This window comes from Bacillus sp. FSL W8-0848, assembly GCF_038007805.1.
GTDB classification, from domain to species: domain Bacteria; phylum Bacillota; class Bacilli; order Bacillales; family Bacillaceae; genus Bacillus; species Bacillus glycinifermentans.
On sequence record NZ_JBBOYB010000001.1, the window covers coordinates 1971468 to 1996936 of the forward strand.

The following is a 25469-nucleotide window of genomic DNA, read 5'->3' on the forward strand; positions in this document are numbered from 1 at the left end:
TTTACACCACTCTTATAAGAAATATTTTATTACAGCGTTTAGAATAAAAAAATAACTATATTCGATATCCAGCTATTCGATAAACAAATAACAGACTTCTTAAAAACCATAACCTCTATAAGAAAAGGCCCTTGCAAGTATGACTGTACATTTCCGCCAGTTGAAATTTGAACAAACGGCATCAATACAATACGGTCAGACTAAATAACCAAATCCCCTGCTCGTTTGATTGGGCAATCAATGTTCAGAGAGGCCTCTTTCATTTCATCCTGCGGCCATTCCTCAAGTTCAGGAAAAACCCGGAGACCTTTCCGGTCATGTTCATCCAATTAGCGGATTATATACGCCCGCCTGCTCTCTTGACGAACGGGAACGAGTCAACGAAAAAAACGAATGAATACCTTCTGAACAGACAGAATAAGAAGAGTTGATATTTCCATTTTGTAAAGGAGTGAAACCCATTGAGTAAAATTCAAGTATAAAAAATGACCATAAGACCGAAACAGCTTTTAAAGCAGATGTGCATCAATCCCATCTGACAAACTAAAATTTCAATAATATGGAGTGAGTAACATGACTCAAAAAAACGGAGCAGACAGACCGAATGATTACAAAAGATTTTCTTCATCAGACAGTGAATATGATTTTCAGCAGTCTTTAGATGGCAGCGCTAAGACAGAGAATGTAAACACTGAAACACAAACTCATAGCAAAGAAAACATAGATCGCACAACGGATCTGGCTGGAAAACACTTCAACACTTCGGATTATAAAGGAACCACGCAATTGGAAAAAGGATTGGCTGAAACTCATGAACAGGTCAGTGATGACTATTTTGAAGGGACAATCGATCAAAATTTGGACTAGTCATTCTAACGGAACCAACTTACCTTTCAAGTTCGTTCCGTTTTTGATTAACATCAACAGTAAAAATGACTGTCCTTTCATCAAAGATTAACTATTCCAAAAACACAAAGTAAATCTGGCTTTAAGTATTGATCCCCAAGTCACAATGAAAGTTGTGTTCTATGACCGGGCTGACTCCCACACTTTCAGCAAAAATTTGATTCAACTCGTGAATAAGTTTAATGCACCCCTCTATTCATGCAAATTATATATCAGTCCAATCCCTTTATGAAAAGTCCTTCAGCACTTTAATCATTTCTATCCAATTATTATAGTTTATGTTCATCTCCCTTCCCTGCACGTCCCGTTGCCAAAATCTTATCCCGCCGGGTGATTGGATGCCGCGAACGACTTCTGGTTCAAACTACTATAAATGTGACTTTAACTTGTTAAGATGGCATGATACGGTTCCTTTATGACGGAACCATACAGTTGCTTCGCTAGAAACATCCACGAAGTTGCAGATACTCGATAGATGAATTGGGACAAAAATGAATTTTCAAAGCACTTGGCATTCGCTCCGGCGGCTTAAGATGCAAGGCTTTAAATCAAGACGAAAAATATTGAGTACTTATATAACAACGAACCACTTGAAAATTGCTGAAAGGATGGGTAGATTGATTTAATAACGAACCACGAATGTATGAGCTTTTCTTCTTACAGCCATAGTGTAAGAAGAGATCCATCCATCGCAAATATCAAAGGAGGCCAAAACATGATGAAAATCATTATTACCAGCATATTTGTTCAAGATCAAGACAAAGCATTAGAGTTTTATACAAAAACGCTGGGCTTTGCAAAAAAGCATGACGTTCCCAGCGGAGCATATAGGTGGATAACGCTTGTTTCTCCCGATGATCAAGACGGAACAGAGCTTTTACTCGAACCGAATGAACATCCTGCCGCCAAAGACTATCAAAACAGGTTGTTTGCCGAAGGCATCCCGGCAACAATGTTTGGCGTTGCAGATATTCGCAAAGAGTACGAACGATTATTGGAAAACGGCGTGAAGTTTACTATGGAGCCGACAAAAATGGGCGAAGTCACAATAGCTGTCTTTGACGATACATGCGGAAACCTTATTCAGATCATACAGAAGTAACTTCATAACGAAGTAACGGTTCTTAACGTCTTTATTGACGGAAGATGATCAACATATGCATTTGTCGATGGAAAATCAGTCCAAGCTGCATAAAGATAAACTGGCAAGGGCAGATGTTGATCATTGCTTTGCCATGTTTTGCGAAGATCAATTTAATAACATGTTCAGACAACAGAACAGGTAAATGATCGAGAAAGAAAAAGCCCTCTTAAAATTAAGAGGGCCTGGGCAGATCACTGTCTTCCTCAACTTTTGGAGGGTTAACATACTCTATCTTGACGATTTTTTGCCGTCTGTCTGCACACGATAAGCTTATCTAAAAACTATTTATATAATGGATGAAACTTAATATTTATTCAGATCTAAGTTTTCTTCTTTCTATCAATTGGCATTTTATGCAATATTGTACAAGTGTTTGTTTATCATGCTCATTCATCATGATAAATTCGACTGTCATGATCAGTTTGTTTGTTCTACGATCAAGATAAGTGCGTTTGACTTGAGCATGAACGTCAATCACAGTTTCATCATGCCCCTTATTTGGTAAAGAGATGCTTAAATTCAAATCCTCTTCCGGTTTGTGTTTTTGCGTCTCTTCAATAATTAATGCAGCGCCTCCAGCACTGATATTTGCTGTATATGTTTTAAACATTGAACCGGATCCATATGGACGAACAGTGACAGGAATCGTTGCATTTACTCTAAAAAATTGCCGCCTTTGAATTCTTATCATTTGATCCTCTTCAGGCAAGTATATATTCAATATAGGTATATCGTTTCATATATCTCGCCCTTGTATTACACTGGTGAATTTATATAGGTCCTGTTGCTTATTCACAAAGTGAATCATAGCAATTGTGTTTGTTGGTATAATAATGGTTCTCCCTGTCTCTACATCAACAGGATAATGTACTCTTAAAACATTTTCCTCAATGGATGACACTTTGCTTTTCGCAATGATATTTTCTTGATTTTCGTTTTCAAATTCTATTGTTATGGTATCTCCTATGGATAACATCGGGCATCACTCTTTCAATTCTACTTAATTATTATATCGGTACTATGACACATAAATTAAAGAAAAGAAAGCCATTGAGAGTCTTTTCTTTTATCTTAAAATTTATCTTAAGTGCTTTCCACACTTCTAAAAGCTGCTTCGTTATTCTAATTCGGCCCAGAACAAAAGTTCCTGTAAACTCATAATTAAGAAAATGAACATCATGAAAGACGGCAACTTAAAACATCGGGGAACCATCTAATGGACATCTATGATGCTGCCTGAGCACGTCAATTTGCTCCCATAATAAAGTATGATTTTAAGTGATCAAGAAAAACGGGAAACCCTTTCATTTCAGCGTTTCGAACACACTTTGATATAGCAAGATACAACAATCAAGCTCGAAATGGAATGGGCTGATGGGGAAAACCTTTGCATATCAAAGGTTTAAGGGATTATTATACATGTAAAATTGAAGAGGGTATTTTCATGTGCATACAAAAAGCCGTTAAAAACGGCTCCAAGAAGAAATGAAAAATTTATATTTTTTGATTAAGCAAAGAAATAGTGACTGTGTGCGCTTGTTATGTTTCTTGAAGCTACATCCACTTTATCGGTGGACACATGACAAAGAAAGCTGAGTCCAATAATAAGAACCCCTAAGCCAATCTTCATGTTAGACTTCATATCAAACATTCCCCTTTCAATATTTGGTTTTGAGTATAGACCATCTTTTTGAGACAGATGAGGCTATCCTCTGTTTTTCCATTATAATCTAAATATGTTAAGGATAACAATTCCATATCTTCCAAATGTGTAAACCCTTGCTTGTCGGACGGCGGCAATCGTAGGCAAGGAATTATTTTCTCGCGCAAATGACAAGTTAGTAATTCTTAAGATTAAGGCGCTTATTCTTCAACGCTATAAGCCGTTAACGTTTGTATATCTCTCATTTCGGAAATTTATACAGCAGGCATTTCAATTAAAAAAGCCAATTTCCTTATATGAAATTGACCTTTAACTATTTTACAAATCCAAACTGGATAATTCTTTTTTGATATGTGTGCGGAATTTCGAATCTTTTAAAAATTTCAGCTGAAAACCATTCATATTTCGAGAAAGTCTTGCTATCTCTAATGTATTTAAATCGTTTGCAAAAAATGCGATTTCTGTCTGATTTCGTTCTTTATCTGTCGCATACATTGCAATTGTAAGAATAAACGCAGTAGATCCCCCCTTTTGTCCCGCATGAACAAGCCATTCACGATTGTTTGGTTTTTTCATTATTTGTTCCATGACTGGATCAAGATATTTATATACATTTGCATTAAAATGTATTTTGCTGTTTAGTTTTTTCATAATAGATACATAGTCTCTAGCAGTTGATCGTGGCAAACGATCAGACCAAATTTTTTGAAAATCCATGTCCAATGTTTTGCTTATTTGTTTTTTTTCTTGTTCGGTTAGCGGTTGGCCCAGCCATCTGTTATGAATTTCAATCGCTCTATTGCGGTATTCATCCATGTCCATGTTTTTCATCACTTCTAGCACTTCTTTTTTCGATAAGTTCTTTTCATTCATCAGTTGGGCGGGTATGTACAGTGCGCTGACAATGGGATACACAGGCTCGTGATGTAAGATACCTAAGCTCTTTGGAACATCATTTATGTTTTGAAGGCCCAGCACCTCAATTAAGTATTCAGTATTTGCATTAGAACTGTAAGCAATCATCCCATTTGCTATCTCACATAATGGAACACTATCTGTCTCTTTGTCTTTTTTCAATTGAGAAATCCATGCTTCGTGTGCACCACCATCTGTTTTCGGAATATAGAATGTATCTAATTCCTTTAACCTTACTTCTTTTTGCGGGTCAATTTTCCCTTCCGCTGCTTGTTGTGCATATTCAATTGCTAAGATGATTTTGACGGTACTTGCCAGAGGAAGTTGCTCATGTCCGTTAATATCTATCCAATTTTCATCGTTGTGCTTTATGGACAATGAGACATTTCTGCTTCCTGATTTTGCTTTGACAAACTGTACAATATATTCAGGATTTAACTTTTTTACTTCCCTCCGAAACATCAAAATTCCGATTGCTATTACCAAGCCAATAGAAATTACTGTACCCGCTATAATCCATAGTGCAATCTTCAATTTTTCACTCCCTATAGTTTCATTTTCAAATTACTATAGCTACGATTGAAAAAATGAAAAGTTTCAATTTTATATCGTAAAACAGTTCTAAGCAACGTTGCTTTTCCCGATAAGCACTTGCGCCGCCTATAGAAATACTTTCACGGTTTTCTCAAGCTCGAAAGATGGAATCAAGGCTGTTCACCTCAATGAATTCAAACGATGACGCCAATCTCACCAGGATGCCGTAAGGGTTGAACAGATTTAGGCAAAAAAAGACCCACATGCAACTTCAAATAAAAATCCATTTTTTGAAGAAAAAACGATTACAAGGAATTTCTTAGATTACATAATGGACTGGAGATTATTGAGCAACTCCCCTGCTGTCGTTACTATCAAACCTCTTTCTTTTCATTCATGGACAACAACCACAAAATTCTTTAAAATCAGGGAAAACGAGGGATTGAAGGACATAAGACGTAAAAAGGAATTGTAAGGATTGATCGAGTTGTTAAATACAAAATTTTACGATGGTTTTGAGGGTGAACCTGAACTTGTCTTATCTGATGGAGAAAACAAGCTCGTCATCTGGAATGGATACTTTGAGACTTTGTTAGATTCTTTATTGGACAACAATATTGAAAAAGAAGGAATTATCAAAGAATATTTTTATCAAGAAGGGTGGTATGATGACCCACGTTGGATGATAGACGTTCACTTAACCATAAACCAAATGAAAAATTTTGATGTTAACAAACTAGATACATCAGATGGCTTTAAAAAAGAAATGGTGGAATTAGTTCGCGAGATTATTCATTTTCTTCAAAATGCAAAAAACAAAAGTGTTGTTATTGAATATGATTAAAATATCTCCAGTAAATCTCCAAGAGGACGCAAGGATTAAAAGAAGCCATGTGAAAATGATTGCCTGTGCAAAACCGGGATCTCACCGCTTGCATTCCCCCTGACTATCGTGCGCAATACTGCATAGTCTCCAACCGCTCCTCCTGTGAAACTGACGATCTTCATCATCATTCGATACATCGGTGCACACTTGATAAGGGATAGGTGCGTCTCCAGTTCTGGCCATTAGAAAAGCGGCCGTTAATCAGCTGCACAACATTCGTGTGCAAAAGATCAGCGTCCGCAGGCTCTCCGTCTAGGACTTGAATATTCACGTTCGTTTTTCTTGTCTCTATCGTATGACAAAATGGAATAGAAAAAGTCCCCCATTTTATCCCCCTTTTTGTCGGATTTTTCTCGGATTGGAACAAAAAAACCTTGAAAGGCCAAAAGCCAATCAAGGTAGAAAAAGTGAATACTATTTATATTTTCAACTCATCCTTTAATAAGTATTAATCATCATCACCAAATAATAACTCATCCAATTCTTCTCGGTCTTTTGCAATACCCTCATAGGTTTCGATCAAGTTCTTTAACATCTCAAGAGTTATTTCTCTATCATTTTCATAAATTTTAATGCTAGCTCCCAATGAGAGTAACTGTTCTATAATGATTACTAATGATTTCAATTCTTCTGTGTCATAGTAATCACATTCAATAACAGGTTTTCCTGATTCAATCGCCTGCTTTAGTTCCTTAATAGGTTTAGATGATGTTTTTCTTAATAACGAAATGTACTTAGTAAGATTTGAATCCTTGAGTACTTCCACATAAATAAAGTCCATCATAATAACTCCCCTCTAAATAAAAAGCCTTGAATGGCTATAGCCACTCAAGGTTAAGTTTCCTAAAAAATATTTAATCTACCATGTCTGCAAAATATTGATCATCTTGATCAACTTTTTTTATAAATTCCTCTAGGGAGTCAGCTATTTTTGTATCAAAGAAGAATACTGGAGACTTTTCGTTTTCATTTAAGTCAAGTGTTAAATATACACCTTCATTTACCTCATAAAAAACAAGCTTGTCTTCTTCTTCGTATATACCGTCTAAATCAGGATCAAATTCGTAAATATCTTCCCTTAAAGTGATATCTGCGATAGTATCGGGATCCAAAAGTCTGTTTATTGCATTCTCGTTATTCCCCTTTATAAACCCGTATCCAATCTCTAAATAAAATTCTCTGAGTTCTTTAGGAAATGAAAACCCAAGTCTTTCTTCTGCTTCCGTTAAATCGTTTTCTTTTAACTCATAAAACTTATGATTATTATTTTTCACAACAAAATCAAATTTGCCCATTATCATTTACCTCCTTGGAAATAATTTATTAGATGGTGCACCTTTACCATGAATACCTGCTTGATGCTCATCAGGAAATTTAGCAGGATGTATATTCCACCATTCATGTGGTCCCCCCAAAATTATTTTCTATTATATGATGAGCATCATAAGGTTGTCCGATGTCTCTAGCAACTCTCCCTTTTTTATCAAATACTTGTTCTTTATATCTTGGCCACTTTTGACCTGTTTTTTCCTCCCATTCACTAATAAGCTTGTCTTTTACATTGTTAAACTTATTTCTATGTTTCATAGTTTCTTTGGGCGTCATTTTTTCAAATTTGTGGTTTCTCAAAGCATTTTTTAATTGTTCAGTTTGTTTTTTGTGAATTTTCAATCCGGTTTTTGCCTCTACATCTCTAATATAATCCTTCGCTAAATCATAATCAATCTTCCTTGAATTTTTAACACCTTTCTCGTCCCCGAAAACTTTCTCAATACGCCGAATAAGCATCTTTTTAAAATTTTCCCCATCAATAGCATGATAAGGTACTTTCCCCCCACCAACCAACTGAACTTGAGGTGCAAAAGGATTATGTATTTGAATCCCTTTTACTTTTGAAGCGACCCTTTGTATCGATTCTTTGACAGACGCAACGCTTTTTTCCACCGCTTCTTTCGATGCTTTAATCGTTTTACTCGTTACTTTTTTAGAAGCTTTAGTCGCTTTCGCGGCAACCTGTCCAACTTTCCCCGCTTTGGCAACTTTCCCTACTTTATCGACACCTTTTGAACCAACAATCGATGTCGCGACCATTCCAGCAGCATAGCTAAACCATCTGGCTTGTGTATAAGAATCGCCATTGACTACATCTCGCTCGTAAGACTCTTCAATTCCCTGTTTCATAATATTGAATACTTTTATAGGATGGTGAATCGTATAATTAATGCCCTCAATCGTTTCGTCTGCGTGAACGATCATGTCCCAAATGCCTGTTGCCGTATCGACAACCGCATTTTTGAATCCTTCACCGCTTCCTTTAATTGCGTTGCCAAAATTACGAGAGCCTTCAATTCCATTGAAATACCGCTGTTGCCAAGGGGAAAGATTTTCATATCCAATTTCCTTGGCAATCTCATAAAACTCTGAAGCTGTTGAAAAGTCATAATCATCAAGCTTCTTCTTTAACTTAGAAATTTTGATATCATGTTCGCTAACTTCGCTAATCTCTTTTTCAAGCTTTGATCTCTTATCAAGCTTATCCAACATGGCTCCCATCGCTGTCTCTTGATCCCCGCGCAAAGCATCCATCTCATCCGGTTTTAAAATCGAGCCTTTTTGATAGCCAGTGATTTCAATTTTAGGGCCTGTGTACATTTTTTCAAGCCTTTCGATGTATCTTTGCATTGTCTCCAAGTCGTTTTCAGCGGTTTTGAGGGCGTTTGTCTGTTCTCTGTCAAACGTATGCAGCTTCTCAATTGTTTGGTTGATGTCTTTCAATGCTTTTCTATTCTGTTCATGAAAATCATTGTCATTCAAATCCGGCAAATCAACAATATGGCTGACTTTTGAAATCGTGGCGTTGGCTTTGGATACCAAATGTTTCGTTGTTCGATCGGCTGCGTTTAAGCCTTGTTCCAGTTCATGATCGAGAAAGGCTTGCGAAATATAACCGTTGTGATTCGGTTCGAGGGAATTCAGTGCATTTTTGATTTTTTTGAGCGTTGACTGATATTCCTCAATAAATGATTCATAGAACCGCAAAAAAGGAGTGTGACATTCTTCGTAAAAGGTTCGAATCGCATCGCCGCCTTTACCTTTTAAAGCATCGTCAAGAGATGTGATGCCGTCAACGCTTTTTTTGAGGTTTGCGATTTCTTTCGATTGGTCTTTTAATTGTTCCAGCGTTTGATCAATTGCATGGTGCAACGCATGGACATCAAGAGTCTTCATGGCATTCTCCTCTAATACTAAAGTTACAATCAGTATAGAGTTTACCACTTTACGGAAAGGAATTGGTGAATAAATCCTGTGTATCCATGAAAATGAATCTTATTGAGTAGGTCTTAAAACCTAACATGCTAGACAGACTTTTTCCGAATTCCAAAAAAGGAAAATCATTGTCAAAAAATGATCCTTTCTGTAAAATGAAAGATATACAGAAAAAGGAAATGTATATCTTTCATTTTTTGAATATTTTAAATCAACCACACGAAAGGATTGGTGGAAATTGGAGACGAAAATTGCATCTGAAAAAGTTGCGAAGATGCTAAATCACTGGTACACCTTGATTAGACAACAAAATGTTGATCAAGCTGTGGCTATGAAGGATGAAATTGAACATACTTTACCGAATATGGAAGAAGATCAGGATTTACTTATATATTTCAATCTTTTAGATTTTCGACACAAAATGATGTTAGAAAATTTCAACGAATCTAAGAAGGTTTTCAAAAAGCTTGAAAGTCAAAAGAAGGGTATAGAAAAAACTGATGCTGTCATTCAGTATTATTTCTATTTTTTTTCGGGACAGAATGAATTTCATAACAAGAATTACATTAAAGCCATTAACTATTACCAAATTGCAGAAAACAAACTTAAACAAATTCCTGATGAAATTGAGAACGCAGAATTTCACTACAGACTGTCCATCGCCTATTACTATATCAAACAAAACATCTTTTCCCTTAGACATGCTGAAACTGCACTCGAAACATTCAGAGCTCATGAATTATACATAAAACGGAAAATTAATTGTGAAATGGTTTTAGGAGCAAACAAAATTGATTTATTCCGTTATAATGAAGCTGAGGCCCATTATCAGAAAGCTTTAGAAGGTGCAAAGAAAATCGAGGATCACGCATTAACCGGGAAAGCATATCATAATATTGGAATAAGCTATGCTTTAAGAAAAATTTACAACAAAGCGGAAGAGAATCTCAAAGCAGCCATCGCCATCCCTGAACATCTTTCCTCATCAGTAGGAGTTAATTCCATCTCGGATTTAACAAGAGTTCTCTACAAAATCGGCGCAAAAGAAGAAGCCCGTCACTATCTGGAGCAAGGAAATATAATGGCAGATGAAAAGCAAAATGACGAGTATCATGCAAAACTCAAGATCATTGAAGCTCTATATGAAAATGAAGATCTGACTATTGTAGATGAAAATATTCAATATCTTGAATCTTTAAAATTATGGCCAGATGTAGAGGACTTCGCTCAAGATGTTGCGGATTATTTCAGACAAAAAGGCGAGGATAGTAAAACTGTGATTTATCTTGATAAAGTCATTCATGCTAAAAACCAAATCTTTAAAGTGACGGAGGAATTACAGTGAAAAAATTGACTATTTTCTTTACCGCATTAACATTATCAGTCATTATGACCAGCTCTGTTTCAACTCATTCTCATGATAAAGTTGCAGCGGGGAAAAACTCTGAATATTCAGCGGCACATAATGTGAATATAGCGAGTAGAGCTGTATTTGATTAATCAACGCCTCAAAGTTATGAATAACTGTAGGTAATGGGCTGAGAATTAAATGTTAAGTGTGATGTACGGGCTTAATGCCCGTTTTTCTTTTATAAAACCCACATTTAAATAATCCCGAGAGCTATCGCAGGGTTATACATGGCCTGCCGCTTGACCTGATAATATTTGTCCTTTTTCAGCCCCATCCCCATATAAATCTCAATATCCTTGATTTTCTTTGAAGAAGGATACTTGGCCTTTATGATCTGCAATTCATAACATCAAATCTTTGTTTTAGTGCCCTTTCCATTTGGCTAACCTTTAATTAATTCTATTAAAAGAATGTGATCGCGCAATCGAGGGAAAAGATAAGCTCCCTTGAAAATTCGCTTTGATGATCCTTCATTTCCAGCAGTAAGTCGCGGGCATCTTCCCTGCGGGAAGTGCCCCTTTTTAAATCCCTTCCGTAATCCGAACCTTTTTAGAATCCTTATAACAGAACACCCGTACGAAATAGGTTCAGCTCCCTAACTTTCTTCTTATCGACGGCACGCTAAAGGTGGAAAATTTAAACACTTCACTATTTATAAATATAGGACTATTTAATAAAACTTCGAACAGCCTTCCTCTTTAATTTTCCATACAACTGATGCAGCGCTTAAATTATAAGTATTGGTATCCGTATAAACTTCCCGCAGTACATCCATTGCTAGCTTGCCAACAAGACCCCGGCCTTCCCCGTTGATTAAAAACTCTTGTAAAACGTTATTTCAACAATAATTCATGACATAAATAAAAAAAGGTGAGACACATAGTGCCTCACACTTAAAAACGTAATACTCGAAACTTATTCCCTACATCACCCGCTTAAACATCTTCTCCATCTCATACGTCGAATAATGAATGATAATCGGGCGTCCGTGCGGGCATGTGAAGGGGTCGGACGTCCGGCGGAGTTCGTCGAGCAGGGCTCGGATTTCGTCGTCGCGCAAGTGGTGGTTGGCTTTGATGGAGCCTTTGCAGCTCATCATGATCGCTGCTTCTTCGCGCAATTTTTTGATATCGATGTTCCGGTTATCGAGAACCTGCTGGATGATTTCTTCGATCAGCGTCGTTTCTTCGCCCTTAGGGAACCATGTCGGGTGGCAGCGGACGATATAGCTGCCTGCACCGAATGATTCTAGAAAGACGCCGACTTTTGCAAGGTCTTCCAGGTGCTCGTCGATGATGATCGCTTCGTTCTTTGAGTAGTGCAGTGTCAAAGGAACGAGGAGATCTTGGACATTCGGTTCGACTTCTCCGACTTTTTCGCGGAAGTATTCGTACTTAATCCGCTCCTGTGCGGCGTGCTGGTCGATGATGTACAAGCCGTTTTCGTTTTGGGCGAGAATGTACGTGCCGTGCATCTGGCCGATCGGATACATGATCGGGACGCGTTCTTTCGGCTCGATCGCCTCTTCCTCGTGCTCTTGTTCGATATACGGAGGCGCTTCATCCTGTTCATCCGGCATGCGGACTTCGATTTCCGGCGGTTCGGGCGGCGCTTCCTGTGCGATGTTTTCTTCCCTTTCCTCCGTCTGGATCGGCGCTTCCTTGACAACCGAGCTTAATTTCATCGGTGAGTAGGCCGGAGCTGTTTCCCGTTCTGTCTTTGGCTCATCAGCCGGTTCAGGCCGATTGTCGAAGTCCAGCTTTTGCTGCTCGGGTTTGATGATGGGCGACGCCGTTTTTTTCGGCGCCTGTACACTAGGAATGAGCTGCCGCTGTTTGAAGACGTCTTTGATGGCGTCGCGAAGGAGCTCATGGAGCTCGGTCTCTTTGCTCAGTCTGACTTCGAGCTTTGACGGATGCACGTTGACATCGACCAGAAGCGGGTCCATGTTGATTTCAATAAATGTGATCGGATGCCGCCCGATTGGAAGCAGCGTATGGTAGCCTTCATGAATCGCTTTGACGAGCGGAAAATTTTTAATGTATCTGCCGTTGACGACAGATGACATGTAATTCCGTGAAGCCCTCGTGATTTCCGGGAGCGCGATATAGCCTTTCACTTCAAAATCGAGGGAACTCGCATGAAGCGGAATCATTTTTCTTGCGACGGCCGTACCATATATCGCCGCCAGCACATGGCGGACATCTCCGTTTCCGTTTGTCTGCAGCAAGGTTTTCCCTTGATGGCGCAGCCTGATTGACACTTCCGGATGCGCGAGGGCGATTCTGTTGACGACGTCTGTAATATTGCCGAGCTCCGTATGGATCGTTTTCATATACTTCAGCCTTGCCGGTGTATTGAAAAACAGATTGGACACCGTAATTTCGGTTCCCCGCCTGCTTGACGATTTTTGCTCGGAGATGATTCTTCCTCCCTGAAGCGTCAGATGGGTTCCCGCGCCTTCCCCTGTGCTCGTTTTGATGCTTACATGTGAGACAGACGCGATACTTGGCAAAGCTTCTCCGCGAAACCCAAGCGTTCTGACGCGGAACAGATCGTTTTCATCCTTGATTTTGCTTGTGGCATGGCGCAAAAAAGCCGTTTTGCAGTCTTCCGCATCCATCCCTTCGCCATCGTCAAGAACTTTGATGGAAGAAAGCCCTGCTTCTTCGACATCGATTTCGATCACCGAGCTGTTTGCGTCAATCGCATTTTCAACAAGCTCTTTGACGACAGAGGCCGGTCTTTCGACAACTTCTCCCGCCGCGATTTTATTTGATAAATCGTCGGGAAGCTGAACAATTTTTGCCAAGTGCGGTCACCTCTCTTTATCTTAATTTTTTTTGCAGCCTGTACAGCTCATTCATCACTTGTAAAGGCGTCATATCAAGCAGATTCAGCGCCTTAAATTCGTCAAGCACACCCTGTTCTTTTTTGGACAGCTTGGCCTGCTTTTCCTGCGGCTTGTCCGTCTCAAAGAAGGACAGCTGCGCCGGCTCAACCGCAGGCGCCTGAGATTTTTCGGCTGTTTCCGCTTGAACTGGAACGGCTTGGGAAACGGCCGGTTCTTTTGCGCCTGATTCAAGCTCTTGCAGAATCGTTTTGGCCCGGCTGATTAAATCGTCGGGGAGCTCCGCAAGCTGGGCGACATGGATCCCGTAGCTTTTGTCTGCGGCGCCTTCTTTAATTTGGTGAAGGAAGACGACTTTCCCCTCGTATTCTTCCGCCCGAACATGAACGTTTTTCAGGTCGGAAAGCTTCTCTTCAAGAGATGTCAGCTCATGGTAGTGCGTGGAGAAAAGCGTTTTTGCGCCGATATGGTTATGCACATATTCGATGATCGCTTGGGCTAGCGCCATTCCGTCGTATGTGGATGTCCCGCGCCCGATCTCATCGAATAAAATCAAGCTGTTTTTCGTTGCATGGACGATCGCGTTTTTCGCTTCAAGCATTTCCACCATAAAGGTGCTCTGTCCCGAAATTAAGTCATCGGCTGCGCCGATTCTCGTGAAAATCTGATCAAAGATCGGCAAAACCGCTTTTTTCGCGGGAACGAAGCAGCCGATTTGCGCCAAAATGGAAATCAGCGCCATTTGTCTCATGTACGTGCTTTTACCTGACATGTTCGGTCCTGTAATCAAAAGCATTTGTCTGCCTTCGCCCATTTCGCAGCTGTTCGGTACATACGACTGGCTGTCCATCACTTTTTCAACGACCGGATGCCGTCCGTCGACAACCTGAACGACGTCTTCGGAAAACTCAGGTCTAACGTAATGGCGGTTTTCGCTGATCGTCGCAAAGCATTGCAGCACATCGAGCTCGCTCATCATTTTCGCCAGCCGCTGCAGGCGAGGAATATATTCTTTCACCTGATCGCGAAGCCCGGAAAACAGCTCGTATTCGAGCTCGCAAATATTGTTTTCCGCTTCGAGAATCAACGCTTCCTTTTCTTTCAGCTCAGGCGTGATATAGCGTTCAGCATTTGCGAGTGTCTGCTTCCGTTCATACCTGCCTTCTTCGAGAAGATGGATGTTCGCTTTCGTCACTTCGATATAGTAGCCGAATACTTTATTAAAGCCGACTTTCAGCGAACGGATGCCTGTGTATTGGCGCTCCTCCTGCTCGAGCTTTGCAATCCAGTCTTTTCCGTTCTTGCTCGCATCCCGGTACTCGTCAAGCTTTGCGTTGTAGCCGTCTTTTATCAAGTTTCCTTCTTTTAATGAGAGCGGCGGATTTTCGTAGAGCGCCTCCTCCAAAAGCTCAAGCAAATCGCCGCACGGATCGATTTTTTCAGCACGCGCTTTTGCCTTTGGATGATTGAGAGAAGCGACTAGATCTTTAATCGCCGGGACTTGTTTTAGCGATTCTTTCAGCTGGATCAAGTCTCTTGCGTTGACGTTTCCGTATGCGACCCGGCCGGCAAGCCGTTCGAGGTCGTACACTTCTTTCAGCCGCTCGCGCAGATCCTCCCGTTCAAACAGATGGGCGATCAGCGTTTCGACGATCTCCTGGCGCTCTTCGATCTGCCCTTTTCTGATCAGCGGCCGGTCGATCCATTGCTTTAAAAGGCGGCCGCCCATAGCTGTTTTCGTTTCATCGAGAAGCCAGAGAAGCGAGCCTTTTTTATTTTTGGAGCGGATCGTCTCCGTCAGCTCCAGATTCCGCTTCGAATAAAGGTCGATTTTCATCGCTTCTTCTAATTCGTAAGGCTCAACCTTCTGAAGATGGTCAAGGCTTCTCTTTTGCGTGCGCTTCAAATAGGTGTACAGCTTCATGAATGTATCAACAAGCTCTTTTGACGGCAGATCTTTTACGATGTCAGGCGTCTCATTTGCCTGTTCGTCTTCAAAGGAAATCGTCGCTCCGCAGCGCTCTTTTAAAACCGTTTTCTCTTGTTCGCCGATCCGGCTGGAGACGACGATTTCCCGCGCTCCGACGGAGTAAATTTCGGAAACGACATCATCAAATCTTTCAATCGCCGTCACTAAGTTCTCGCCGGTCGTCAAATCTGAAAAGGCAAGGCCGTATGTATGCTGAAAATCGCTGACAGACGCGATAAAGTTGTTCTCGTTTTCGTGAATGCCCTTTCCGTCCATGACGGTTCCCGGCGTAATGAGCTGAACCACTTCCCTTTTGACGACTCCTTTAGCCGCCTTCGGGTCTTCCACCTGCTCGCAGATCGCCACTTTATAGCCTTTTTTGATCAGCTGTTCGATATAAGATGAGCAGGAATGGTAAGGAACTCCGCACATCGGGATTCTCTCGCTTGATCCGCCGTCTCTGCTCGTTAATGTGATTTCAAGCTCCTGTGACGCCTTTTTCGCATCCTCGAAAAACATCTCGTAAAAGTCACCGAGACGAAAAAATAAAAAGGCATCCTGATACTCTGCCTTGATCTTTAAATATTGCTGTATCATCGGCGTGTAGCCTGCCATATTAATCCCCCATTATGTATCTCTCGTTTCTACTGATTCCAAGAACGATTATACCACAAACATTCCTTCCGAAAAAAAAGAAAACTAGGGCGGCGTCTCCCTAGTTTCCTTTTATTCTTCCGGATCTCCGACCAAAAACTCCTGATTAATCTCCTCCAATTCCTCATCAAGCTCTTCTTCCCATGCCTCTTCTTCATCGCTTTCCGTCCATTCGGAATTGACTTCGACGACGACTTTCGTTTCGCCGACGACTTCAGATAAAAATTCTCTTTCGGCCTGAACAACGACTTTGTTCCCGTTCGGGGAAATCGTCACTTCAAGACAGTTCGGCTGCTGAAGCACCTTCGCAATGACTTCGTGTTCATCGTCTAAGTAGTTTTTGTCACGGTATCTGAGCTTGATGACATCGACATAGGAAACGCGTTCTGTCACAACTTCCGTTTTTGTGTTGTCGGCATACGAATACCATACGTTGATATCGTATGTCCCTTCAATCTCAACCGTTTTCCCGACCTTTTCGGCGTCATACTTATGATTGATAATCCAACCGCCCAGTATGCTGGTTGGCTTTTGCGAAGGGGAGATCGTATGTGTGGACTGGGTAAATTTCCTGCCTTTCGCGACTACCGCTTTTGTTATAATTTCCCTGTATTCAGACATTCGGTCATGCCTCCTTGTTTTTCCTCGTATTATCTTATGCTGGGCATTTGTCTCACGTGCGCGCTAAGAAGAAAACAAAATAAAGCACCCATTTAATGAATCTGTTTAAGTGTATGCAGCAACGAGGATAAACTTGACTTAAAAAATAAGCCGGCACGGCGAAAAAAAAGGCGCCTAAAAAGGCGCCTTTTTTATAGTGAGCAGCTGGGTTGTGAGTTTTTGATTTTTGATCCGGTTTCTCCCGTCAGAAGGTCTCCCCCGGTTGACGCTATGATCTCGTTTGTCACTTGATTTGATATCGTGTGAGCAACGAGCTGAAGAAGGTCGTTGACTTCCATTTGGGAGTCTCTGAATTCCTGGATGATCGGAATGTCATCAAGCTCTGCCTGAAGCGCATCGATCTTCGCTTCCGTTTGCTTTAATGCCTCATGCTTTTCGTAGTGTTTAAAGTTGACGGCTTGTTTCTGCAAAGCTTTGATTTGATTGATCAGATTTGAGACTTTGGCATTCTCGTTAATTTGTTCCTCAGCCCTTTTGAAGAAGTCGACTTCTTCGGTTTCTGCAATCATTTTTGCAAGCTCGCGCGCTTTTTCCACGATATCCTTTTTCGTGTAAAGAGTCATCTTAATTCACCTCGATTGCTTCTCCCACCATTTCTCCGTCAAGCGACCACGTTTTCGCCTGGTGGATTTTTACGTTGACAAGCTTGCCGATCGCTTCTTTCGGTCCTTTAAAGTTTACAAGCTTGTTTTTGCGTGTGTAGCCGGCAAGAATATCAGGATTGTTTTTGCTTTCACCTTCTACTAATACTTCGACAACCTGCCCCTCATATTCCTTCATTTTCTTCGCGGAAATTTCGTTGACCAGGTCATTTAAGCGCTGAAGCCGCTCTTTTTTGACCCGCATCGGAACATTGTCTTTCATCTTCGCAGCCGGCGTTCCTTCGCGAGGCGAGTAAATGAACGTATAGGCGCTGTCGAACTCGACTTCCCTGTATAAAGAAAGCGTTTCTTCAAATTGTTCGTCCGTTTCGTTAGGGAAGCCGACGATAATATCGGTTGTCAAAGAAGCATTCGGCATCGCTTTTTTAATTTTGGCGACAAGATCGAGATAGCGCTCACGGTCGTATTTGCGCGCCATCAGCTTCAGGACGTCAGAGCTTCCGGATTGAACAGGAAGATGGATATGATCCAAGAGGTTCCCGCCTTTTGCAAGCACCTCGATCAGATGGTCGTCAAAATCGCGCGGGTGGCTTGTCGTAAAGCGGATTCTCGGAATGTCGATCTTACGAAGCTCATCCATCAGATGACCGAGGCCGTATTCCATGTCTTCAAAATCTTTTCCGTAGGCGTTGACGTTTTGCCCGAGAAGCGTGATTTCCTTGTAGCCTTCAGCCGCAAGCCTTCTCACTTCCTGGATGATGTCTTCAGGACGTCTGCTGCGCTCTTTTCCCCTCGTATACGGAACGATGCAGTACGTACAGAACTTGTCGCAGCCGTACATGATGTTGACCCATGCCTTGATTTTTCCGTGGCGGACTTTCGGCAGGTTTTCAATAACGTCTCCTTCTTTAGACCACACTTCAACGACCATTTCTTTTGACAGATATGCTTCTGACAAAAGTTCTGGAAGGCGGTGAATGTTGTGTGTACCGAAAATCAAATCGACGAACGGATGTTTCTTTAAAATCCGGTTGACGACTGATTCTTCCTGGGACATGCAGCCGCAGACGCCCAGTATCAAATCGGGGTTATCCTTTTTCAAACCTTTTAAATGGCCGATTTCGCCAAACACTTTGTTTTCCGCGTTTTCCCGGATCGCGCATGTGTTAAGCAAGATGACGTTTGCATCTTCAGTCGAGTCGGTCGGCTCATAGCCGAGCGCCATGAAAATCCCGGCCATCACTTCTGTGTCGTGTTCATTCATCTGGCAGCCGTACGTGCGGATGTAAAACTTCCGTCCTTCTCCCATGCCTCTGAACTGCTCTGATATTTTAAAATCGTTATGATATTTAACGGCTTCTTTGCCGCGTTTTTTTGCATCTTTTAATGAAGGCGGAACATACACAGCTTCAAAATATTTGCTGTAATCCTTCTCGGATTTTTTGTCCGATGGATTGACCTGTCCGCTTTCAGTTCGCTGTTTCTCATTCATGTTTTTTTCTCCTTTCAAACAAAGCTCCACCCTACAGTATAAAGGTTCTCGGCTGTCAGCACAACCCAGAACCCATCATTGTACACTAAATGAAAATGATTATCAATGGTAATTTGCTTTGTTTTTAAGCGCTAAAGCAGTCCGGATTTTCGGGCGCCGGTTTCGATGATGTCGAGCGCTTTGTCAAGGTCTTGTTTCGTATGCTCCGCAGTCATGATCGTTCTGATGCGCGCTTTGCCTTTTGGAACCGTCGGGAATACGATTGCCTGCGCAAACACGCCAAGTTCAAACAGGGTAGCAGAAAAACGGCATGTTTCCGCTTCATCGCCGATTAAAATCGGCGTGATCGGCGTCTCGCTTTGAATGAGCGGAAGGCCGATGTTTTCGAGTCCTTTTTTGAAGTATGCCGTGTTGTCCCAAAGCCTTTTGATCAATGCCGGCTCTTCCATCAGCACGTTGACTGCTTCAATGCATGCCGCCGTCACTGCCGGCGGATGGGAGGTACTGAACAGAAACGGTCTTCCTTTATGCTTCAAATAGTCGATGAGCACCTTTGAACCTGCGGCATATCCGCCCAAAACGCCGAGCGCTTTGCTCAGGGTGCCGACCTGGATATGCACCTTTCCGTCAAGGCCGAAATGATGTACCGTCCCGCGCCCGTTTTCGCCGAGTACGCCGGACGCGTGCGCGTCATCGACCATGACAAATGCATCGTACTGCTCTGCGAGCCTCACAATGTCCGGAAGCGGCGCAATGTCCCCGTCCATGGAAAACACGCCGTCCGTAACGATGAGCCTGTTTCTGTAACTCATTGATTTTTTCAGGATTTTTTCCAAGTCTTCCATATTCGCATGTTCATAGACTTTCCGCCCTGCTTTGGTGAGCCTGATCCCGTCGATGATGGAGGCGTGGTTTAATTCATCCGAAATCACGATATCGTCTTTTGTGAGAATGCTTGAGAGAATGCCCTGATTCGCCGTAAAGCCGGACTGAAAAACGAGCGCCGCTTCCGTTTTCTTGAAGCCGGCCAGTTTTTTCTCAAGCTCATCATGCATTGTGAACGTTCCGGCAATGGTCCGGACTGAGCCGGTTCCCGCCCCAAACCGCTCGGCTGCATCAACGGCTGCTTTTTTGAGCCGCGGATGAGAGGTGAGGCCGAGATAATTGTTGGAGGACAGCTGAATGATATCTCTTCCTTTCATCCTGACAATCGGTCCCTGACACGATTCGATCTTCGGCAGCTCTTGAAATGTGCCCTGCTCCCTCATCGTGTCGAGCTCTTTTTGTAAAAATGTGAATTCTTTCATATCAATCTCTCCTTTCTATGGTATCAGTATGACTTTGCCGCACTGTCCTTTCCTCATCAGCTCAAAGCCTTTTTCATACTCCTCAAGAGAAAAATGGTGGGTGATGACAGGCTTGATCTGTATGGATCCTGAATGGAGCAAGCCGCTCACCTGCCGCCACGTTTCAAACATTTTTCTGCCGGTAATCCCTTGAACTGTAAGGCCTTTAAAGACGATGTCATTGGTCATGTCGATGCACACCGGATGCTCAGGCAGGCTTAAAATGTGAACCCTTCCTCCATTTGCCGCCATTTTTAAGCTTTGGCAGATCGCGGTCGGATGGCCTGACATCTCGCATACAAGGTCTGCGCCTTCCCCATTTGTTAAAACGCTTACATTTTTAAGCGGATCTTCTTTTTCGATCGAAATCGTAGCCGTTGCCCCCATTTTCACGGCCAGTTCGAGCCTGTACTCGTTTTTATCTATGGCGATCACTTGTGAAGCGCCGGCTGCTTTTGCTACAGCGACTGCCATTAAGCCGATCGGTCCACAGCCGACAATAGCCGTTTTCGATCCGGCCGCAATGCCTGACAGAACCGTATGAACGGCATTTCCGAGCGGTTCTTGAATGGAAGCAAGATCCTCAGGCATGCCGGGCGGATTTTTCCAAATGTTGCTTTCGGGCACCTTCACATATTCGGCGAAGCATCCATCTGTATCAACACCGAGGATCATCGTCTTGCTGCACACATGCTGTTTTCCCGTCAGACACGGAATGCATTTGCCGCAGACGAAGTGCGTTTCCGCCGATACAAAATCGCCTTCTTTGACAGATGAAACATTTTCCCCGACCGCCGCTACTTCGCCCGAAAATTCGTGGCCGAAAACATATGGCGGCTTTACTCTGTTTTTCGCCCATTCATCCCAATTATAAATATGCACATCAGTCCCGCAGATCGACGCGGCTTTGACTTTAATCAGCACTTCGTTCTGGCCGATTTCCGGTATCGGAACAAGATCACAAACAGCTCCCGGCTCCCCCGGCGTCTTGATAAGCGCTTTCATTTTTCCGCTCATGATGAACATACCCCCTTTGCCAAATCGCTTTACAATAGGATTGTAGCACGATTTTATACATCGGTAAATATCGATGTACATGTGGCATGGACATCTGAACACCCTCTGAAAAATATGGAATATTTTTTTAAAACGGAATCCGGCTGATGAAATTTTCATAGAGAAACCGTCTGACTTGTCTTGCAGAATAATGGCTCTCCAATGCATGGATCAGATTGTCGTAATCCTTGTAGGCTTCAAGCCCCGGAATCACCTTATCGAACCCGTCAAAATCGGAGCCGAATCCGATATGCCGTTCACCGCCCAAAGAGCAGACATGGTCGATATGCGAAAGAATGTCTTTTATGCGGGGCGTCTTATTTATAAACTCGGGAACAAAGGTGATGCCGATGACCCCGTTTTTCTTGATCAGCGCCTTGATTTGGTCATCTTTTAAATTTCGCGGATGCGGACAAAGGCTGTACGCATTCGAGTGGGAGGCAATCGGGTATTTTGCAAGGGCAACCGTATCCCAGAAGCTTTTTTCCGACAAATGGGAAACGTCCGTCCAAACCCGGTGCCGGTTGGCGATCTTGATCAATTTTTCCCCCCATTGCGTAAGACCTGCATTTCTCTTTTCCAAGGCGCCGTCAGCAAACACGTTGGCCCAATTCCATGTCAAACCGAAGCTTCTGACGCCGAGCTGAAAAAAGATATCAAACAGCCTTACATTTTTCGATACCGGTTCGCACCCTTCCATCGTTAAGATAATCCCTGTTTCATCAAATTTGAGCGAATCGATGTCTGACTTGCTTTTGATCAGTTTGATTCGTTCATATTTTGCGACTTTTTCATAGAACAGCTGAATTTGGACGAGCGCCATTTCAAGGCGCAGATTCGCCGGCACCGTATCCGGCAGAAAAATGGCCAGACACTGAACCTTTGCCTTTCCGTTTAATAGCGCACTGACCGGAGTTTGCAGCGAAGGATCGCTGTATTCATTAAGCCGCGGATTTTTCCAAAGCTTCAAAAGCAAATCTGAATGGGCATCGAAAATGTTCACGACCGATCCCTCCCATGACAGATTTTTTAAAGCCAAACCAAAAACAACCCGCTTACATGTGTAAGCAGGTTGAAACATATGAAATCAATACATTCTTTTTCTATCAGCGAGGCTCTACAATTAATTTGATCGCCGTCCGCTCTTCACCGTCAATTTGAATGTCCGTAAAAGCCGGAATACAAATCAGATCAACACCGCTGGGCGCCACAAATCCCCGGGCAATCGCAACCGCTTTTACCGCTTGGTTCAATGCTCCGGCACCTATTGCTTGAATTTCTGCAGCCCCTCGTTCTCTCAAAACTCCCGCCAGCGCACCTGCAACCGAGTTTGGATTTGATTTTGCTGAAACCTTTAATATTTCCATTCCTGCTCCCCCTTAATTTTACAATGGATAAGTGAGTGTTCATTAGAACAATCATTGTTAGATATTGCCATTTGAAAAAGCCATCCCCTTTTAATTGCTTTTCAAAAATAGCAGGGTACCTTCCATTTTTACTATATTCACGAAAAGACTGGGATATTCCTGCTTTCTTTTTAATATTTTTCTAAAATGATTTTTCGTTCTTCTATTCGAAAAACATGTGGTCATCATTGATTAATATCCGGTCGATCTTAACCGCTTTTTTGCTTTGGTCATCGATATCAATGACAACCGCGCTTAACGTCGTACGGCCTTCGGCGATTTCAAAACGTACCGGGAGACTCGTCTTAAACCGTTTGATGATCGTCTCCCGCTCCATGCCGAGAATGCCGTCATAAGGACCTGTCATGCCGACGTCGGTAATATAAGCCGTCCCTTTTGGAAGGACGCGGTTGTCCGCCGTCTGCACGTGTGTATGCGTTCCGACAACAGCCGAAACGCGTCCGTCCGTATACCAGCCGATCGCCTGCTTTTCGCTCGTCGCTTCGGCATGCATATCGATAAAAATATACGGCGTTCTTTTAGAAGCCTCTTCAATCAATTCGTCCGCTTTTTCAAACGGACAATCGATCGGAGGCAGAAATGTACGGCCTTGCAAATTGATTACAGCCAGTTCCTTGCTGCCGTTTGTTTTGATGTAAGCGATTCCTTTGCCAGGCGTGCCTTTAGGAAAATTGGCGGGCCTGACGATCTGCGGAGCGCTATCGATAAAATCAAATATTTCCCTTTTATCCCACGTATGATTTCCCATGGTGATGACATCGGCACCCGCTTGAATGAGCTGATGATAAATTTTTTCGGTGATTCCTTTCCCGTGTGCTGCGTTTTCCCCGTTCACGATGACGGCGTGCGGTTTATATTTCAGCTTCAGTTTTGGCAAATACGTTTTAATCATCTCTCTGCCGGGCGAACCGACGACATCTCCAACAAATAAAATTCTCATGCTTTGACCCTTTCTTTTTTCAATAGGTTTCTTTAATAGTGTTACACAAGGAAACAAAAAAATAAAGTGGTGCATGCGCACCACTTTATTTTGCGTATTCAACGGCTCTCGTTTCCCTGATGACGGTTACTTTAATATGTCCAGGGTAGTCGAGCTCGTCCTCAATTCGTTTTCGAATATCCCGCGCCAAACGATGGGCTTCAAGATCGTTAATCGAGTCTGGTTTCACCATGATCCGCACTTCCCGTCCGGCCTGTATCGCAAACGATTTCTCAACACCTTCGTAGGACTCGGAGATTTCCTCCAGTTTTTCAAGCCTGCGAATATAATTTTCGAGCGTTTCGCTTCTTGCTCCAGGTCTTGCGGCTGACAGCGCATCGGCTGCGGCCACGAGCACGGCGATGATGGAAGTCGGCTCCTGATCCCCGTGGTGTGATGCGATACTGTTGATAACGACAGGATGCTCCTTATACTTGGTGGCCAGTTCCACGCCGATTTCGACATGGCTTCCTTCCACCTCGTGGTCAATCGCCTTCCCGATGTCGTGAAGAAGGCCCGCTCTTTTCGCAAGCGTAACGTCTTCTCCAAGCTCAGCAGCCATTAGTCCGGTCAAGAATGCCACTTCCATTGAATGTTTTAGTACATTCTGTCCGTAGCTTGTTCTGAACTTCAAGCGGCCGAGTATTTTGATTAAATCGGGGTGAAGACCGTGGACTCCTACCTCAAACGTCGTCTGTTCGCCCATTTCGCGAATATAATCATCCACTTCACGGCGGGATTTCTCAACCATTTCTTCGATTCTGGCAGGATGAATGCGGCCATCCTGAACGAGCTTATCAAGAGCGATCCTTGCTGTTTCGCGCCTGATCGGATCAAATCCTGAAAGGATAACGGCTTCCGGCGTATCGTCAATGATAAGGTCGATTCCAGTCAATGTTTCCAACGTACGGATGTTTCGCCCTTCACGTCCGATAATACGGCCTTTCATCTCATCATTTGGAAGGTTGACAACGGAAACCGTCGTCTCTGCCACATGATCAGCCGCACAGCGCTGTAAAGCCAATGAAAGAATATTTTTCGCTTTTTTATCAGCCTCTTCTTTCGCACGATTTTCAGTTTCTTTCATCATGATCGCGATGTCATGGGAAAGCTCTTTTTCAACCCGATCCAGAATGATTTGCTTCGCTTCATCACGCGTCAGACTTGAAATACGCTCCAATTCCGACTGCTGCTTACGAATCATTTCATCCACTTTGCTTTCCATCTCTTCAATATGTTGTTGTCGTTCATTCAGAGAATGATCTTTCTTCTCCAACATCGCTTCCCGTTTATCTAACGATTCATCTTTTCGGTCAAGGTTCTCTTCCTTTTGGAGTAAACGGTTTTCTTGTTTTTGAAGCTCATTTCGTCTTTCACGAACTTCTTGTTCAGCTTCTATCCGAAGCGTATGAATCTCGTCCTTTGCTTCAAGAAGGGCTTCTTTTTTCAACGCTTCAGCATCCCGCTTTGCGTCTCCAAGAATTTGTTCGGCTGCGTTGCGCGCACCTGAAATTTTTGCTTCGGCAATGATTTTACGAACATAGTAGCCAACAACTAAACAGAATAGGCTCAGCAAAATGGAGATGAGAATGGTTAATGGACTCATACTTTCACCTCCTCTTGCTATGAACTTGTTTCTTGCTAAAAGTAAGTGTCGGCATGTACATTGTACTTTCTTCTCAACAT

22 protein-coding genes are annotated in these 25469 nt (G+C 42.6%); 5 read left to right on the forward strand and 17 right to left on the reverse strand.

The window, feature by feature from the left end; genetic code table 11:
- The first annotated feature begins 573 nt into the window (after positions 1-573).
- Both NSQ39_RS10370 and NSQ39_RS10375 read left to right on the forward strand, forming a co-directional pair.
- Positions 574-867: a YozQ family protein gene (locus NSQ39_RS10370; RefSeq protein WP_065894524.1), complete on the forward strand. Its 294-nt coding sequence runs from the start codon at positions 574-576 to the stop codon at positions 865-867.
- A 757-nt stretch (positions 868-1624) separates the two neighbouring features.
- Entirely contained in the window at positions 1625-2008 is a 384-nt protein-coding gene (locus tag NSQ39_RS10375) for a VOC family protein (RefSeq protein WP_046132499.1), read from the forward strand.
- A 352-nt stretch (positions 2009-2360) separates the two neighbouring features.
- Here the strand turns inward: NSQ39_RS10375 and NSQ39_RS10380 are convergent, their stop codons facing one another.
- The 3 genes from NSQ39_RS10380 to NSQ39_RS10390 all read right to left on the reverse strand — a co-directional run bounded on the left by NSQ39_RS10380 (position 2361) and on the right by NSQ39_RS10390 (position 5162).
- Positions 2361-2741, reverse strand: a complete 381-nt coding sequence (locus tag NSQ39_RS10380) for a flagellar brake protein (RefSeq protein ID WP_254416501.1) — start codon at positions 2739-2741, stop codon at positions 2361-2363.
- Positions 2742-2786: 45 nt separating this feature from the next.
- A complete protein-coding gene (locus NSQ39_RS10385; protein ID WP_254416500.1) occupies positions 2787-3026 on the reverse strand; it encodes a flagellar brake protein in 240 nt (79 codons plus the stop codon).
- Between the two features lie 1005 nt (positions 3027-4031).
- Positions 4032-5162 (reverse strand): serine hydrolase, encoded by a 1131-nt coding sequence (locus tag NSQ39_RS10390; protein WP_175077290.1) that lies wholly within the window; start codon positions 5160-5162, stop codon positions 4032-4034.
- 487 nt (positions 5163-5649) lie between these two features.
- On the opposite strand from NSQ39_RS10390, the gene NSQ39_RS10395 reads away from it, so the two are divergent.
- The gene (locus NSQ39_RS10395; protein ID WP_046132498.1) at positions 5650-6006 is read left to right on the forward strand and encodes a hypothetical protein; all 357 of its coding nucleotides are present in this window, start codon (positions 5650-5652) and stop codon (positions 6004-6006) included.
- Between the two features lie 490 nt (positions 6007-6496).
- On the opposite strand, the gene NSQ39_RS10400 is transcribed toward NSQ39_RS10395, so the two are convergent.
- The 3 genes from NSQ39_RS10400 to NSQ39_RS10410 all read right to left on the reverse strand — a co-directional run bounded on the left by NSQ39_RS10400 (position 6497) and on the right by NSQ39_RS10410 (position 9276).
- A complete protein-coding gene (locus NSQ39_RS10400; RefSeq protein ID WP_046132497.1) occupies positions 6497-6829 on the reverse strand; it encodes a hypothetical protein in 333 nt (110 codons plus the stop codon).
- A gap of 73 nt (positions 6830-6902) precedes the next feature.
- A complete protein-coding gene (locus NSQ39_RS10405) occupies positions 6903-7343 on the reverse strand; it encodes an SMI1/KNR4 family protein (protein WP_046132461.1) in 441 nt (146 codons plus the stop codon).
- Positions 7344-7446: 103 nt separating this feature from the next.
- Entirely contained in the window at positions 7447-9276 is a 1830-nt protein-coding gene (locus NSQ39_RS10410) for a ribonuclease YeeF family protein (protein WP_254416499.1), read from the reverse strand.
- Positions 9277-9553: 277 nt separating this feature from the next.
- On the opposite strand from NSQ39_RS10410, the gene NSQ39_RS10415 reads away from it, so the two are divergent.
- Positions 9554-10660, forward strand: coding sequence for a Rap family tetratricopeptide repeat protein (locus tag NSQ39_RS10415; RefSeq protein ID WP_046132870.1), 1107 nt, complete (start codon positions 9554-9556; stop codon positions 10658-10660).
- Positions 10657-10815: a hypothetical protein gene (locus NSQ39_RS10420; protein ID WP_157759333.1), complete on the forward strand. Its 159-nt coding sequence runs from the start codon at positions 10657-10659 to the stop codon at positions 10813-10815. The genes NSQ39_RS10415 and NSQ39_RS10420 overlap by 4 nt, the downstream gene beginning before the upstream one ends.
- Before the next feature lie 833 nt (positions 10816-11648).
- On the opposite strand, the gene mutL is transcribed toward NSQ39_RS10420, so the two are convergent.
- The 11 genes from mutL to rny all read right to left on the reverse strand — a co-directional run bounded on the left by mutL (position 11649) and on the right by rny (position 25389).
- A complete protein-coding gene (gene mutL / locus NSQ39_RS10425) occupies positions 11649-13538 on the reverse strand; it encodes a DNA mismatch repair endonuclease MutL (RefSeq protein ID WP_175077292.1) in 1890 nt (629 codons plus the stop codon).
- 16 nt (positions 13539-13554) lie between these two features.
- Complete coding sequence (mutS, locus tag NSQ39_RS10430; protein ID WP_046132868.1) at positions 13555-16161, reverse strand: DNA mismatch repair protein MutS; 2607 nt, start codon at positions 16159-16161, stop codon at positions 13555-13557.
- Between the two features lie 111 nt (positions 16162-16272).
- On the reverse strand, positions 16273-16821 hold the full coding sequence (gene cotE / locus NSQ39_RS10435) for an outer spore coat protein CotE (RefSeq protein ID WP_046132867.1): 549 nt from the start codon (positions 16819-16821) through the stop codon (positions 16273-16275).
- A 191-nt stretch (positions 16822-17012) separates the two neighbouring features.
- A complete protein-coding gene (locus NSQ39_RS10440) occupies positions 17013-17444 on the reverse strand; it encodes a RicAFT regulatory complex protein RicA family protein (protein ID WP_046132866.1) in 432 nt (143 codons plus the stop codon).
- 1 nt (position 17445) lies between these two features.
- On the reverse strand, positions 17446-18975 hold the full coding sequence (miaB, locus tag NSQ39_RS10445; RefSeq protein WP_046132915.1) for a tRNA (N6-isopentenyl adenosine(37)-C2)-methylthiotransferase MiaB: 1530 nt from the start codon (positions 18973-18975) through the stop codon (positions 17446-17448).
- A gap of 131 nt (positions 18976-19106) precedes the next feature.
- Positions 19107-20282, reverse strand: a complete 1176-nt coding sequence (locus NSQ39_RS10450; RefSeq protein ID WP_175077293.1) for a glycine C-acetyltransferase — start codon at positions 20280-20282, stop codon at positions 19107-19109.
- 15 nt (positions 20283-20297) lie between these two features.
- Positions 20298-21341, reverse strand: a complete 1044-nt coding sequence (tdh, locus tag NSQ39_RS10455; RefSeq protein ID WP_175077296.1) for an L-threonine 3-dehydrogenase — start codon at positions 21339-21341, stop codon at positions 20298-20300.
- Between the two features lie 124 nt (positions 21342-21465).
- Entirely contained in the window at positions 21466-22380 is a 915-nt protein-coding gene (locus tag NSQ39_RS10460) for a dipeptidase (protein WP_175077294.1), read from the reverse strand.
- Between the two features lie 103 nt (positions 22381-22483).
- On the reverse strand, positions 22484-22744 hold the full coding sequence (spoVS, locus tag NSQ39_RS10465; RefSeq protein WP_003181955.1) for a stage V sporulation protein SpoVS: 261 nt from the start codon (positions 22742-22744) through the stop codon (positions 22484-22486).
- A gap of 202 nt (positions 22745-22946) precedes the next feature.
- Positions 22947-23744 carry a TIGR00282 family metallophosphoesterase gene (locus NSQ39_RS10470; RefSeq protein ID WP_216899022.1) on the reverse strand — a complete coding sequence of 266 codons (798 nt, stop codon included), beginning with the start codon at positions 23742-23744 and terminating at the stop codon, positions 22947-22949.
- A gap of 85 nt (positions 23745-23829) precedes the next feature.
- Complete coding sequence (gene rny, locus NSQ39_RS10475; protein WP_046132862.1) at positions 23830-25389, reverse strand: ribonuclease Y; 1560 nt, start codon at positions 25387-25389, stop codon at positions 23830-23832.
- Positions 25390-25469: the final 80 nt, after the last annotated feature.

Bases quoted from the DNA above. Each gene is read 5' to 3' on its own strand.
- NSQ39_RS10400 (WP_046132497.1), bottom strand. From the start codon at position 6,829: ATGGACTTTATTTATGTGGAAGTACTCAAGGATTCAAATCTTACTAAG.
- NSQ39_RS10440 (WP_046132866.1), bottom strand. From the start codon at position 17,444: ATGACTCTTTACACGAAAAAGGATATCGTGGAAAAAGCGCGCGAGCTT.
- rny (WP_046132862.1), bottom strand. From the start codon at position 25,389: ATGAGTCCATTAACCATTCTCATCTCCATTTTGCTGAGCCTATTCTGT.
- NSQ39_RS10370 (WP_065894524.1), top strand. From the start codon at position 574: ATGACTCAAAAAAACGGAGCAGACAGACCGAATGATTACAAAAGATTT.
- NSQ39_RS10410 (WP_254416499.1), bottom strand. From the start codon at position 9,276: ATGAAGACTCTTGATGTCCATGCGTTGCACCATGCAATTGATCAAACG.
- NSQ39_RS10375 (WP_046132499.1), top strand. From the start codon at position 1,625: ATGAAAATCATTATTACCAGCATATTTGTTCAAGATCAAGACAAAGCA.
- mutS (WP_046132868.1), bottom strand. From the start codon at position 16,161: ATGGCAGGCTACACGCCGATGATACAGCAATATTTAAAGATCAAGGCA.
- NSQ39_RS10470 (WP_216899022.1), bottom strand. From the start codon at position 23,744: ATGAGAATTTTATTTGTTGGAGATGTCGTCGGTTCGCCCGGCAGAGAG.
- spoVS (WP_003181955.1), bottom strand. From the start codon at position 22,744: ATGGAAATATTAAAGGTTTCAGCAAAATCAAATCCAAACTCGGTTGCA.
- cotE (WP_046132867.1), bottom strand. From the start codon at position 16,821: ATGTCTGAATACAGGGAAATTATAACAAAAGCGGTAGTCGCGAAAGGC.
- NSQ39_RS10405 (WP_046132461.1), bottom strand. From the start codon at position 7,343: ATGGGCAAATTTGATTTTGTTGTGAAAAATAATAATCATAAGTTTTAT.
- miaB (WP_046132915.1), bottom strand. From the start codon at position 18,975: ATGAATGAGAAACAGCGAACTGAAAGCGGACAGGTCAATCCATCGGAC.
- NSQ39_RS10385 (WP_254416500.1), bottom strand. From the start codon at position 3,026: ATGTTATCCATAGGAGATACCATAACAATAGAATTTGAAAACGAAAAT.
- NSQ39_RS10450 (WP_175077293.1), bottom strand. From the start codon at position 20,282: ATGAAAGAATTCACATTTTTACAAAAAGAGCTCGACACGATGAGGGAG.
- NSQ39_RS10380 (WP_254416501.1), bottom strand. From the start codon at position 2,741: ATGATAAGAATTCAAAGGCGGCAATTTTTTAGAGTAAATGCAACGATT.